Here is a 12,688-nt window from a genome sequence, read left to right as displayed (position 1 = left end):
CATCCATTATTACCACTGAATGACGGTCTTTTTCTGTGACTTTAGATATCTGCTCTCGATGGGCACACTGAGCCAAACAAATAAGCGTATTCAAATTGCTGCTGTTTTACTACGCGAGGTCTCGTTCCACGAGTAGCCCAAAGACGTGTTGTTGTGTTCTGCTGACCAAACCTAGCTTCGTCTTGAAACCAGACATCAACACTCTCTAGCCCAATATGGCCGGGGATCTTAAGGATCGTTTCGATTTGGAATTTTTTTAAAATCGTCTTGTATTTGCTGTGATTGTTTAGGGTGTTTGGAACGAGAAGTTATCCAAGAAAAACCCATGTGGTCGAGGAGATAATAGATGGAATTAGGGTGGTAGTGCTTGTCAAAGTGTTTAACGATGTAGTCATGTATATCGCTTCCAACAAGGCGGCCACCAGAAGGTGATTCAGCTTCTTTTTTTATGAAGGCACTGAGTTGAGCCCGCTGCTCATCGGTGAGGTATGCAGGCCTACCAGTCCGAGGTTTTTCTTGAAGTCCTTCTAGGCCTTCTTCAAAAAAAATCCGAACCCATTTATTGACACTGGTTCGACTGACTTTGAGAGATTTTGCAATTTGTGTACGAGAGAGGCCGTCTTTAAAGTGTGCGAGCGCAAGTAAACGCATCTTCATCTGAATGGTTTTTTGCTGGCTCGCAAGCTTTTTGAAGTCAGTGTTATTAAGGCTATCCATGGCTAAATTTCACAATAATTCATCAATCTTAATTAGATCACATTTTTACTTTAATTGGTATAACTTCCTTTTAAAATGGTCCCGAATGAAACTGAAGTACTGCAGTTTTAGGCTGGTGAAGTACTTTGATACAATGGAATGATTAACTCATTTATGTTGATGCAGGGCCTGAACTGCTTGATTGTTTTCGTTGGCAACCGCTGCTTAAGGCGTACCGCCATACTCGATTGCGTTTGGCAACTGCGTCCTCGGTTTGATGCTCCTAGCTATGCCGAGCGATTAGAAAGCTTTGAATGGTGGCATTGGGATGATGAAACACTAGCAGAAATATTGCCACCATTCCAAAAAGATTGCGGTGAGTTTTTGGCTTACTTTGAGCAAGTCTAACCCCAATATATTTTAAGTCTGAAACTAAAAAAGCAGCCTAAGTGGCTGCTTTTTCGTTTAATAACTTTATAGCGGTTTAGCTGGCAAGCCGTTTAGTTCGCTAACTGATTAATTAGAAAGCTTAGCCTCGACTTGCCCAAGCGCTCGCTGGTACATAAACCATGCGCAAGTGCCGGCAAGTACATTACCTACCATGGCTCCCCAGAATAGACCTTCAATGCCAGCAAACTGCGAGCCAACCCATAGGCAAGGTAAGAAGAAAGCGAACAGGCGCAGTGCTGATATCGTTAAGGCAGTATAAGACTTACCAAGCGCATTCGAGATAGAAACCATCAGCATACAGATACCCAACGGCCCTAAACTGATAGGAACGATAAGTAAGTGGTAGTTCAAAATGGTCGAGACTTCGTCTTCGCTGGTCATGAGATTTGCCAACCCGCCAGAGAACACCCAAGTTACCAGTGCGATCACCAATTGGAATCCTAATACAAACATCACGGCAATCTTCACAAGACTACGTATGTTCCCTAGGTTCTTTTCTCCCAACATTCGGCCAATCATAGGTGGCATCGACATAGTCAGAGCAAGCACTGCAACAATCGAAAAGAACTCAAAACGTGAACCTAGCGCCCAAGCTGCAACGGCTGCTGTGCCGTAGCCTGCAAGCAGTTTGGTGGCGAGCATCGAAGAGACTGGTGGCAGTAGCTGACTGATCATCGCAGGCCCCATGATGTTTCCTATAGAACGAATACTCTTGCCGATATCAAGATCGTGCCAGTCGAATGTCATCCAATGCTTCTTAGTTACCTTAGGAGCAACGATAAAGATACCCGCACCGAACGCCAAGATGGTCGCAATCGCGGCTCCGTTGATGCCCATGTCGAGCGTGAATATGAAAATCGGGTCCAATATCAAGTTGATGATGCTGGTCGCGATCATCATCGAACCGGGCAGCATGGTATTACCATTGGCACGACACACACTGTAGAAAAAGTAGAGCAGTGCGCCTGTCCAAGAGCTTACCAGCCAATAGATCCAGTAATAATCAATGATCGGCAGTACCGTCGGTGGTGCATCGAGGAGTTGTAAAATAGGACCACGCAACAGATAGATGATGACCGAGAACAGCGCGACACTCACACTGCCCATCGCAACGACTAATCCGCCGAGCTGTTTGGCATAGCGTATCTCGTTAGCCCCAATAGCTCTCGCGATCACAGCCGTTGTCGCGATGCCTAGTCCGACTTGAATCCCGATAATGATCATTTGAATTGGTAGCGTGAAGCCTTGAACCGCGAGCGGCAGTACGCCTAACTGGCCAATAAAAGCACTGTCTACAAGTTGGAAGCTCATCAGGGAGAGCACCCCAAACAGCATTGGCCATGTCATTGTATAGAGTTGTCGGCCAAGAGAAGGCGAGGGAGTTGCGGTCGTAGAATTCATAACACTCTTATCAGTCTTGAAGGTAGGTTTGTCGTAGTGACAATCCACTCAATGAAGAATTGCGTAAAGGATAACGTAACGTTAGCTCGATACCAATAAATGTCATTAAATCTATCGATATTACCTTTGCACAGTTTCATCGGTATGTGAGCATTGTGCAATGCAACTTTATGCGTTCGCTTATTGAAATTTAAGGTGTCGTATCTTGTTTCTGAGTTTTATATTAGCGGATTGGGTCTAAAGGTTTTCCATTCGACTATTTCTAATGTTTCGCTTTATCCCGATAACTTGGTGGCGTGACTCCAACCCAACCTTTGAATGCACGATTGAAATTACTCAAGTCGCTGTAACCCACTTGCCAACTGATGTCTTGAACAGAAAGGTTGGTCTCTTCAAGTAGCTGTTTTGCTTTAGCTTCCCGAACTTGTTCTTTGGCTTGTTTAAAGAGAATGTTTTTGCTCTTCAGGTTTCTCTGCAGCGTTCGTTTTGTCATGCCGAGCATGGTCGCAAACCACTCAATATTGAACCAAGGTAGAGTCGCATAGGTGTCTATTAATATCTCGACAGCGTGATGCCAATCTTGGGTACTATTTCGTTCTGAAATGGCACGATAATCATCGGGCAGCGGAATCGAGAACGCACCGTATTGCTCTTCAAACTGAATATCAGAATCAAAGAAATGCTTAGGTAATTTACGTGCGCTGTTGTGCTTAGAGACCAACTTGGCGTGTGATGGTTGCCAGCGACTGTCAATGAACTTACGGCATAGGCTAATCACGGTCAGGGCGCGAAACCATTCTGCTTGTTCAAAACCTGAGGTCGATGGGTGATAGCAACTTCGATGACACAGCCACCACAATCCATCGCTTTTTTCCGTCCATATGGTGACGTGATTACTTAAGGTCGATATTTCAGTAATCAAGCAGCGTACCGCTTGCTCGAGAGAAGTGCATTGTTCAATTTTTCGGTCTAGCTCAGGTGACAATTGCTCTAGAGAGGCCTTACGTCCAACCTCAATCCCTATCGAATAGCCAAACTTACGCTCAAGGCCATGAATGAAGCGAATCACGTCTTGTGTAGGAAGCCATTGATTGGATTGTGTCAGTTCAATGGGTAGACCGCACGCAACGGCGACGGTGCGCCAATCCAGTCTATGTTTGTCACAATACTGAATATATGGAGCAATGTTACTGGTCGAAGTGAGCAGTATGCTGGTGGTGTTCGATGATGCTTTCATTGTTTTGTGCCTACCATTAAATGTCATCAAGTGACCTAATTAAGTGTAGCGCATCTCCCTATACTTTTCCTAACCCAAACAGGAGAACAATTATGAAACTTAAACACATTGCCGTTCTAGTATCGTTAGCGACCCCATCATCATTTGCTCTTGCAGCAAACCCAGTTGAAGAAGCTCTGAAAGTTGAAGGTGCTCAAGTTACCTTGACCGTGAAAGAGGCGAGCACAGCATTTACCCCAAGTTTTACTGACTCAGCTCGTGAGTTATTCAATAACTTTCATTGGCAGATGGGCGGCGACCACAGCGTTTACTACAACATGCACATGAGTGAGTTTCTACCAACGGCACTGGCGGCTCCAAACGAAGAGTACAAGCCTTTAGTCAAAAATATCGACCCACGACTCGCTGCACTGAAAGTTGATACTGAAAGCAAAGGTCAGTTGACAATGGATGAGTACTTGGCGGATGAACAGTTCCGTACCCAAGGCTTTATGTTGATTCACAAAGGGGAGATCGTTTACGAAGCTTACCCAGGTATGAAGCCGACAGATACGCACGTTTGGGCATCTACAGCAAAAACGACGGTTGGCACAGTGATCGCAATGTTAGTGGAAGAGGGCAAAGTCGACCCTGAAAAAGAGATCGCTGAGTATGTTTCTGAATTGAAAGGAACGAACTGGGATGGCATCACAGTACACCAAGTTCTGAACATGTCGACCGCGCTAGACAATGAAGAGACATTAGAGTCTATCTTGAACCCAGACTCTGATGTGGTGCGTTTCTTTGCGGCATCGTTTAACTCACCTCGTGCAAAAACGGGTGAAATGGAAACTTGGATGGAAGTGGCTCAAGGTGCACAGAAACTGGAAGGTGAAAAAGCCGGTGACCATTTCCGTTACGCATCTATCAACACCATGGTGCTGACTAAGTTAGTTGAAAACGTTGAGAACAAAACTTGGACTCAAGTATTCGAAGATCGTGTTTGGTCAAAAGTGCACGCACGTCAACCAATGCAATTCAACTTGACGCCAGATGGCATGGCGATCGCGGTTGGCTTGGTTTCATCAACGGTAGAAGACATGGCTCGCTGGGGAACACTATTTACACCTAGCTGGAAAGCGGTGGCTGATGAGCCAGTGGTGTCACAAGCTGTGATTGATCGTATCCGCAACGGCGGTGATCCAAAAGCATTCGTAGGTACTAGCAAAGAGAGCAGTTCACTGCACGCATACAACGAAAAAGCAGACTACAACGCATACCAATTTGATTTCATTTTCAATGACGGTGCAATGTCGAAAAGTGGCAACCTAGGCCAATTTATTTACATCGATCCTGCACGTGACTTTGTGGGTGTGATGTTCTCAACCAACCCATACCACTCAGGTTTTGGTGAGAATAAAGGCCCTGCACTAATGCGTTCGGCAGCAAAACTACTTGCTGACAAGTAATCTATTTATTACCTAACAGGATGTTCCAGGCTTCAAGGAGGAAGCAAACGACTTTCGAGAGATATAATGAAAAAGTTTGCTCTATTAATCCCGTTGAGTTTAGGTCTAGCCCTTCCTGCACATGCCGATTCAGATTCCGAACGTGTTATCGATCCTGCTGATGTCACTAAAGTTTATACTCAAGCTGCATTGATGCTGAATGGTAGTTCAGATATCCAATTTCAAGGGCAAGTTTCTGGCGGTTTAGAAAACGGTCAGCAGTTTGCCCTACTGGCCGAAGGGACGTTTGTCGATGAAAGCAACACAGCGCTTCGCGATCCAGACAAATTCGGTACAGAGTACAGCAACTCTAGAATTCAGTACTTCCACGTCTTTGAAACAGGGACGAAAGCTACGCCTAAAGTGGGTCTTTCATTAGATTATATTAATACGCGCAACAGTATTAAAAATGACTTATTGTCGGTTGGCGGTGTTGTTGCGATTAATCCAGCTTATACCGGTGGATTCCTGGTATTTCCAAGAGCAGGACTGATGACTGGTAGTATGGAGATCCCTGGCGTCACTTCATCTAAAGATGATTTAACGGGATACTCGCTTGGTTTGATTACCGCGAAGCATCTCGGTGACTCTGGCGCTTATGTGTCTTTGGTTCCTGAGTGGCAAGATCTTTCTGGTGATGATATCGACATGCAAAACTTCTCATTTAAAACATCGTTAAATGTGCCGATGAACACTGCAAGAACTTGGTGGTTGAATACGCGCTATGACATTACCAAAGCGGATGTTGATGTGAAAGGTGTGTCAATGCCGAATGGTTGGCAAACCGAAGCTTGGGTTGGTGTGAGATACTACTTCTAGCGCTCTAGCCAGCTAATTTGCAAAGAACCTAAAAAAGCCAGTCAATGTGACTGGCTTTTGTCGTTTAGGTACTGCGTAAAACGTTACTTATTTATTAGCAACGTTACCTAGCTTCAACCACGTATCGATAACCGTATCCGGGTTTAGTGAAACAGAGCTGATGCCTTGCTCCATTAACCACTCTGCTAGGTCGTCATGGTCAGATGGGCCTTGGCCACAAATACCCACGTATTTACCCGCTTTGGTTGCCGCATCGATCGCCATTTTCAGCATTGCTTTCACGGCTGGGTTACGCTCATCGAAGAGGTGTGCCACATCGCCTGAATCTCGGTCGAGGCCAAGTGTCAGTTGCGTCATGTCGTTTGAGCCGATAGAGAAGCCATCGAAGTACTTCAAGAACTCATCAGCCAAGATTGCGTTCGATGGTAGCTCACACATCATGATCACTTTCAGACCTTGGTCGCCACGGCGAAGGTCGAATTTAGCCAGAATGTCGATAACCGATGCCGCTTCGCTTGGAGTACGAACGAATGGGATCATGATTTCAACGTTCTTAAGGCCCATTTCGTTGCGAACGCGTTTGATCGCTTGAGTTTCTAGCTCGAAACAGTCTTCGAATACTGGTGAGATGTAACGAGATGCACCACGGAAGCCCAGCATTGGGTTCTCTTCATGCGGTTCAAACGTTTTACCGCCGACTAGGTTGCTGTACTCGTTCGACTTAAAGTCAGACATACGTACGATCACACGCTTAGGCCAGAATGCAGAAGCGATAGTCGCGATGCCTTCTGTTAATTTGCTTACGTAGAAATCGATAGGATCTTTGTAGCCACGAATACGTTCGTTGATTTCCGCTTTTAGCTCATCCGTTTGTGCATCGAAGTTAAGCAGCGCTTTAGGGTGAATACCGATCATCTTGTTGATGATGAATTCTAGACGAGCAAGGCCAACACCTTCGTTCGGGATTTGTGCAAAGTCGAAGGCACGATCTGGGTTACCCACGTTCATCATTACTTTGGTTGGTAGCATTGGTAGCTCATCAACCTCAGAACGTTTGATTTCAAAATCGAGTTCGCCGTCGTAAACGTAGCCTGTTTCGCCTTCTGAACATGACACTGTCACGGTATCGCCATCGTTTAGGCTGCTTGTTGCTGTACCACAACCAACAATCGCTGGGATACCAAGCTCGCGAGCAATGATCGCAGCGTGACAAGTACGGCCACCACGGTTAGTCACAATCGCAGACGCTTTCTTCATCACAGGTTCCCAGTCTGGGTCTGTCATGTCAGTTACCAGCACGTCGCCTTCTTGAACCAGTGACATTTGGTCTAGAGAATCAACCAAGCGAACAGGGCCAGAGCCGATACGCTGACCGATAGCGCGGCCTTCAACCAAGACATCCGCCTTATTGTTTAGCTCGTAACGCTCGATAACGTTTTGATCGCTTTGAGAACATACGGTTTCTGGGCGAGCCTGAACGATGTAAAGCTTGCCGTCGATGCCATCTTTCGCCCACTCAATGTCCATTGGACGTTGGTAGTGCTTCTCGATGATCATCGCTTGTTTTGCTAGCTCTTTGATCTCTTCATCGTTGAGTGAGAACTCGTTACGCTCTTGAGTGTCGGTGTCGATGATATCGACTTGCTTGCCGATTTCTTGATTGGTCGAGTAGATCATCTTGATCAACTTAGAACCAAACGTCTTTTTAACGATTGGGTAGTGACCCGCTTCTAACATTGGCTTGTGAACGTAGAACTCGTCTGGGTTCACTGCGCCCTGTACAACCATTTCACCCAAGCCCCAAGAAGAGGTGATGAATACCACTTGGTCGAAGCCAGACTCAGTATCAAGCGTGAACATCACACCTGAAGAGGCTTTGTCTGAGCGAACCATGCGCTGGATACCCGCAGACAATGAAATGCCACGGTGGTCAAAGCCTTGGTGTACACGGTAAGAGATAGCGCGGTCGTTAAAGAGTGACGCGTAAACGTGCTTGGTTGCTTCGAGTACCGCATCGATGCCTTTCACGTTAAGGAAGGTTTCTTGCTGGCCTGCGAAAGAAGCATCTGGAAGATCTTCTGCGGTTGCCGATGAACGAACCGCTACAGACAATTCTTCGTTGTCTTCAATTAGCTCACGGTAGTTCTCACGGATATCTTGCTCTAGTGATTCTGGGAAGGGGGCATCTAGAACCCATTGTCGAATCGTTGCACCTGTCTTACGCAGTGCGTCAACGTCTTCAACATCAAGTTCATCAAGTAGTTGGTGAATGCGCTCATCAAGACCTTTGTAATCAAGAAAGTCGTTAAACGCATAAGAGGTGGTAGCAAAACCATTAGGTACAGAAACACCAGCATTGGACAGGTTAGAAACCATCTCGCCCAGTGAGGCGTTCTTACCGCCGACTTTGTCGACATCTTCCATGGATAGGCCATTGAACCATAGGGTATTATTTTGCATTTATTTCTCCAGAAACATAGCAAGCATTGTAGGGATTTAAAGGCAAACGATTACGTATCAGTTTAAAAAAATGTAAATTATTTTTTAAAGCTGTGGGGGACGTAATAGTCAGCAGGGTTTCGTTATATATATTATGGTTCCCATCCTACTCAAAATAATTTTAAACATTAAATAAAAAATGCAAATTGATATCCAAAGTCGTGATGTATTCTATGTTTCTGATGGAACGGCCATAACATGTGAGACTTTAGGGCATGTTGTTCTAGGTCAATTCCCTTTTAAAGCCAATGAAAAAACCTTTCCGTTTGTGGAAAGTGAGGACAAACTTTCTGATTTATTAAAAGAGATTGAAATTTCGTATCGTGATACCGGATTAGAACCGCTAGTGTTCTTTTCGATTGTGATACCTGATATCAAAACCAAATTGCTAGAAGCGCCCGCGCACTGTTATGACGTGTTAGAGAGCATCGTGCAGAAAGTACAGGATGACATTCAGATGGCGCCTGTTCCTAAGTTGCAGCGCTCACGCAGTGTAAACAAGGACTCGGTGAAGTATTTCGACCGTATTGCTGCGATTGAGTACACGCTCGCGCATGATGATGGCATCACGCTAAAAGGACTGGAAGAAGCCGACATCATCTTGTTGGGTGTTTCTCGAAGTGGCAAAACACCAACAAGTTTGTATATGGCGATGCAGTTTGGCTTACGCGTAGCAAACTACCCATTTATCCACGATGACTTGGCACGCTTAAAGCTGTTGCCAGAGTTTGAGATTTACCGACATAAGCTGTTTGGTTTGACCATTGATGCAGAAAGGCTCACTGAAATTCGTGAGAACCGCTTAGCAGGCAGCGAATACGCCAGTGACTCACAATGTTTGTATGAATTGCAAACGGTAGAGGCGATGTTCCGTCGAGAAGCGATACCTTACATCAACACCTCTTCACTATCGGTTGAAGAAATTTCGACACGAATCTTGGAGCGAACAGGTTTGAGAAGGCGTCTGCTGTAAGACAAAGCCTTAGAGAAATAGAATGGCCAGATAAAAGAAAATCGAAGCTCGCAGTTTACACCTGAGAGCTTCGATTTTTTGTTTGTGCTCGTTGTAGTCGCTTGCGAGTCAGAGCTTGTTTTCTTAATCGAGATAGCTTTCTAGCGAAGTAAAGACAGCTTTAGCGTTTCACTTTTCTTTTCTAACCAGCGTTCAAGTGCTGGTGGCCATGTGATGCTTGGTTCTACGCAAAAGCCACGAAGCATCGAGAAATACACCGCTTGATCGACTAGAGGCAGTGATGACTCACCATTCTCTAGATCCAGTAAGAGTTCGGCATCTTTCAGTAATGGGTTAATCAGTTGAACGAACTGAGGCGTCTTTTCTAACAGTTCTTCAAAGTTAAAACCTTCGGTCTCTTTACTGGCACGCCAAGCTTCTTTGGCTCCAGCAGAGCGATATTCAGCCAAGTCGAGGTTCCACCAACGTGGGCGTCCAATCTGTTGAGTAAGAGGGAATGCGCGAGTTTGGAACACAGTCACTTGCTCAGATGGCACACGCTGCTCATCGCTTGATTTCAAGTCCATGAAGTACGCGATGATATCTAGGCTCTCTGCCATGATAGAGCCATCGTCTTTTTGGAAGACGGGTACCATCTTTTTACCGATCAGATCGATAAGGGTTTGGGCATCATCATAATCGACAGAAACAAGCTCAATGTTCAAGCCTAGCGATTGAGCAATGTAGGAGACTCTTGCACAGAAAGGGCAGTGGCCGTAAATGTAAAGCTTCATAGCTTCCCTCATTCGGGTCTTTCTTAGTATAAGATGATGCTAATGTACCAGAAACTTTCGCAGACAATAAGCCTTTGTCAACAAGAACTATTCACTGCGATTAAGTGCTCGGGGATATCAAGAGAACGATGGGAATAAGCACTTAGTGTAGAAACTCGTTGCCTAATTCTATTGTCAGTTGAGTGCGGTTTTATTGTAACGAGTAAGCGAATGAGAAAGCTAGTGGGTAAATTACAGGCATAAAAAAGGCTCTGGCTGCTTACTCTAATGCAGAAGAGTGAAGTCAGCCAAAGCCTCAATTTTGTTACCTTTAGTAGAGTGACTACTAAAAGGGCAGAGTGGTTAAACTATGCTTTTTTAAGATCTTGCGCTGGGTAAGTAAGCGTCATTGCGCCTTCTACCGTTGTAACGTGAACGTAGCCGCCACCAGCACTTAGGCCAGTTACTACCATTTCACCTAGTTCAACACCTTTTGTTGCTACAACGCGATCATCAACTGAAAACACTTTACACACCTTCAATAAATTAAATAAATACGATAGATATCGAACGCGGATTTAAACAGATGGGACCTCAATCAACTAATCCGGTTATTTGTCGTAAAGATTAAATTCAGTTATGTATAAATAATTATGTATTAAAAATCAGTTTGTTAACTTACGCTGTGACGTTATTTATCCGCTGGATACACTACACCAACTTGTTGGCGCATCTCTGTAATTAACTTCGCAACCGTTAAAGCGCGCAGTTGGGCCTGCGCTTGTGTTGCGTTGTCGCCAGCAATGCAGCTAGCAAAGGCCTGCGCTTCGTAACTCATGGAGTTTTCGCTTTGTGCTTGAGTAAGGTTTTCTACCGTGCCATCGCGGTAGCGGATCTTAACGTCAGTACATTCAGCGATGTGATCGATGATGATCGCCCCTAATTCACCTTGGATCTCGCTTGGCGCATAAGAGTCGCTGACTTTGGAGTGCGCAAGGGTCACATCAAACTCAGGGTATTGGAAGATCGCACAGCCATGAGCATCGACACCTGAATCAAGTAGCTTTGCAGAAGCCTGTGCGTTTTCAGGTTTGCCAAATAGCGCGACTGTCGCGGCAACACAGTAAAAGCCAATATCGACCAATGAGCCGTTAGAAAAAGCTGGGTTGAAGGTATTTGGGTTCTCGCCGTTTAGGTATTTTTGGTAGCGCGATGAATACTGGCAGTAGTTGATGTGTGCTTTATGTACCTTGCCAATCTTTTCTAACCCAAGTTGAACTTGCTTAAAGTTCGGTAGGAATTGAGATTTATACGCCTCAAACAGCACCACACCGTTTTTCTCAGCGACTTCGAACATGCGTGTTGCTTCATCAATATTTGATGCAACCGGCTTTTCACAGATAACATGCTTGCCGTGTTCCATCATGAAGATAGATTGCTCGCAATGCAGTGAGTTAGGGGAAGCGATGTACACGGCTTCTACAGTGTTGTCATTGGCCAATGCGTCGAGTGAGTCATACGTGGTTTCAACGTCAAATTCTTGGGCGAACTGTGCCGCGCTGTCTAGATTTCGAGAGTAAACCGCAGCAAGTTGCATCGATTGAGATTCGTGCGCAGCTTGAACAAACTTTTGTGTAATCCAATTGGTTCCAATTACAGCAAACTTAATCATATAGGTATCCAGTCGTTAGTCGTCGTTAGTATATTGATTCTGCAGAGATAGTAGCACTCAACGGCTGGCAATGTGCCTGAGATTTACGGAACAATTTCCCTAAACATAGTGCCTAATATTAATGTTCAGCCTTCACAGAGCGTCTGAGTTGACCAGTGTAACGGTGCACAACTAAGCCATTTTTGCTAAGGTGTTATTGAATTCAAACAAGGTGATGATATGCAAATCCGGACGGCCAAGGTAACCGATATTAACGCGATCTTAGCGCTCTCTGAGCAGATAAACCGTCAACATCATCTTGGTGCGCCTATGGTATTTGCACCAGCGTCACAAGGCTTGGCCGACAGTGAAGAGTATTGGTTAGGTTTGATGCTTGACCCACTTGGCGCTTTCTTGGTTGCAGTAGACGACAAGCAAGTCGTTGGCTTTTTAGCGGGTAAGGTAACGCAGAACAAAGGCGTCAGTTTTATTCAGCCGCACAAGGTGGCAAGGGTCAATACGATTGTGGTGAACGATCAGGTTCAGAGCAAAGGTGCTGGTCGAGCGTTAATGAAGTCTTTTAATCAATGGGCGCAGGCGAGAGGAGCGATAGAACTTAGGTTGGAGGTAATGGAGTTTAACCAACAAGCTCAGGGTTTCTATGAGTCGTTAGGAATGGAAACTCAGTCACGAACCATGTCCATGCGTTTTGAGGAGATCTAA

Annotated in this window: 12 protein-coding genes; 5 read left to right on the top strand and 7 right to left on the bottom strand. The window is 45.3% G+C overall.

Annotated features, from left to right (window positions below; genetic code table 11):
- Nucleotides 1–228: 228 nt before the first annotated feature.
- On the bottom strand, nucleotides 229–717 hold the full coding sequence (locus tag A136_RS06220; protein WP_017059446.1) for a helix-turn-helix domain-containing protein: 489 nt from the start codon (nucleotides 715–717) through the stop codon (nucleotides 229–231).
- 153 nt (nucleotides 718–870) lie between these two features.
- Between A136_RS06220 and A136_RS06215 the strand changes: the two genes are divergently transcribed.
- Complete coding sequence (locus tag A136_RS06215; RefSeq protein WP_010428389.1) at nucleotides 871–1,104, top strand: phosphonate metabolism protein; 234 nt, start codon at nucleotides 871–873, stop codon at nucleotides 1,102–1,104.
- 108 nt (nucleotides 1,105–1,212) lie between these two features.
- Here A136_RS06215 and A136_RS06210 read toward each other — a convergent pair whose 3' ends face one another.
- The gene (locus A136_RS06210; RefSeq protein ID WP_029235266.1) at nucleotides 1,213–2,547 is read right to left on the bottom strand and encodes an MATE family efflux transporter; all 1,335 of its coding nucleotides are present in this window, start codon (nucleotides 2,545–2,547) and stop codon (nucleotides 1,213–1,215) included.
- Nucleotides 2,548–2,809: 262 nt separating this feature from the next.
- A complete protein-coding gene (locus A136_RS06205; RefSeq protein ID WP_017064911.1) occupies nucleotides 2,810–3,784 on the bottom strand; it encodes a helix-turn-helix domain-containing protein in 975 nt (324 codons plus the stop codon).
- 92 nt (nucleotides 3,785–3,876) lie between these two features.
- On the opposite strand from A136_RS06205, the gene A136_RS06200 reads away from it, so the two are divergent.
- Nucleotides 3,877–5,232, top strand: coding sequence for a serine hydrolase domain-containing protein (locus A136_RS06200; RefSeq protein ID WP_017060556.1), 1,356 nt, complete (start codon nucleotides 3,877–3,879; stop codon nucleotides 5,230–5,232).
- 66 nt (nucleotides 5,233–5,298) lie between these two features.
- Nucleotides 5,299–6,090 (top strand): hypothetical protein, encoded by a 792-nt coding sequence (locus A136_RS06195; protein WP_017064910.1) that lies wholly within the window; start codon nucleotides 5,299–5,301, stop codon nucleotides 6,088–6,090.
- Between the two features lie 87 nt (nucleotides 6,091–6,177).
- On the opposite strand, the gene ppsA is transcribed toward A136_RS06195, so the two are convergent.
- Complete coding sequence (gene ppsA, locus A136_RS06190; RefSeq protein WP_017064909.1) at nucleotides 6,178–8,550, bottom strand: phosphoenolpyruvate synthase; 2,373 nt, start codon at nucleotides 8,548–8,550, stop codon at nucleotides 6,178–6,180.
- A 178-nt stretch (nucleotides 8,551–8,728) separates the two neighbouring features.
- Here ppsA and ppsR point away from each other — a divergent pair, with 178 nt between their 5' ends.
- On the top strand, nucleotides 8,729–9,562 hold the full coding sequence (ppsR, locus tag A136_RS06185) for a posphoenolpyruvate synthetase regulatory kinase/phosphorylase PpsR (RefSeq protein WP_017060559.1): 834 nt from the start codon (nucleotides 8,729–8,731) through the stop codon (nucleotides 9,560–9,562).
- Between the two features lie 140 nt (nucleotides 9,563–9,702).
- Here ppsR and grxB read toward each other — a convergent pair whose 3' ends face one another.
- The 3 genes from grxB to A136_RS06175 form a co-directional block, all read right to left on the bottom strand.
- Nucleotides 9,703–10,335, bottom strand: coding sequence for a glutaredoxin 2 (gene grxB / locus A136_RS06180; protein ID WP_017064908.1), 633 nt, complete (start codon nucleotides 10,333–10,335; stop codon nucleotides 9,703–9,705).
- A gap of 347 nt (nucleotides 10,336–10,682) precedes the next feature.
- On the bottom strand, nucleotides 10,683–10,841 hold the full coding sequence (locus A136_RS22570) for a hypothetical protein (protein WP_004733064.1): 159 nt from the start codon (nucleotides 10,839–10,841) through the stop codon (nucleotides 10,683–10,685).
- Nucleotides 10,842–11,005: 164 nt separating this feature from the next.
- Entirely contained in the window at nucleotides 11,006–11,986 is a 981-nt protein-coding gene (locus A136_RS06175; protein ID WP_017060561.1) for a Gfo/Idh/MocA family protein, read from the bottom strand.
- Between the two features lie 219 nt (nucleotides 11,987–12,205).
- On the opposite strand from A136_RS06175, the gene A136_RS06170 reads away from it, so the two are divergent.
- Nucleotides 12,206–12,688, top strand: a complete 483-nt coding sequence (locus tag A136_RS06170) for a GNAT family N-acetyltransferase (RefSeq protein WP_017064907.1) — start codon at nucleotides 12,206–12,208, stop codon at nucleotides 12,686–12,688.

It is taken from the genome of Vibrio crassostreae 9ZC13 (genome assembly GCF_000272045.2).
GTDB lineage: Bacteria > Pseudomonadota > Gammaproteobacteria > Enterobacterales > Vibrionaceae > Vibrio > Vibrio crassostreae_C.
The sequence above is the reverse complement of the archived record's forward strand: the minus strand, read 5'-3'. Positions and strand labels throughout refer to the sequence as shown.

Excerpts from the sequence above, each read along its gene's own strand:
- A136_RS06200 (WP_017060556.1), top strand. The coding sequence starts at position 3,877 with ATGAAACTTAAACACATTGCCGTTCTAGTATCGTTAGCGACCCCATCA.
- ppsR (WP_017060559.1), top strand. The coding sequence starts at position 8,729 with ATGCAAATTGATATCCAAAGTCGTGATGTATTCTATGTTTCTGATGGA.
- A136_RS06220 (WP_017059446.1), bottom strand. The coding sequence starts at position 717 with ATGGATAGCCTTAATAACACTGACTTCAAAAAGCTTGCGAGCCAGCAA.
- A136_RS06170 (WP_017064907.1), top strand. The coding sequence starts at position 12,206 with ATGCAAATCCGGACGGCCAAGGTAACCGATATTAACGCGATCTTAGCG.
- A136_RS06195 (WP_017064910.1), top strand. The coding sequence starts at position 5,299 with ATGAAAAAGTTTGCTCTATTAATCCCGTTGAGTTTAGGTCTAGCCCTT.
- A136_RS06175 (WP_017060561.1), bottom strand. The coding sequence starts at position 11,986 with ATGATTAAGTTTGCTGTAATTGGAACCAATTGGATTACACAAAAGTTT.
- A136_RS06210 (WP_029235266.1), bottom strand. The coding sequence starts at position 2,547 with ATGAATTCTACGACCGCAACTCCCTCGCCTTCTCTTGGCCGACAACTC.
- A136_RS06215 (WP_010428389.1), top strand. The coding sequence starts at position 871 with ATGTTGATGCAGGGCCTGAACTGCTTGATTGTTTTCGTTGGCAACCGC.
- grxB (WP_017064908.1), bottom strand. The coding sequence starts at position 10,335 with ATGAAGCTTTACATTTACGGCCACTGCCCTTTCTGTGCAAGAGTCTCC.
- ppsA (WP_017064909.1), bottom strand. The coding sequence starts at position 8,550 with ATGCAAAATAATACCCTATGGTTCAATGGCCTATCCATGGAAGATGTC.
- A136_RS06205 (WP_017064911.1), bottom strand. The coding sequence starts at position 3,784 with ATGAAAGCATCATCGAACACCACCAGCATACTGCTCACTTCGACCAGT.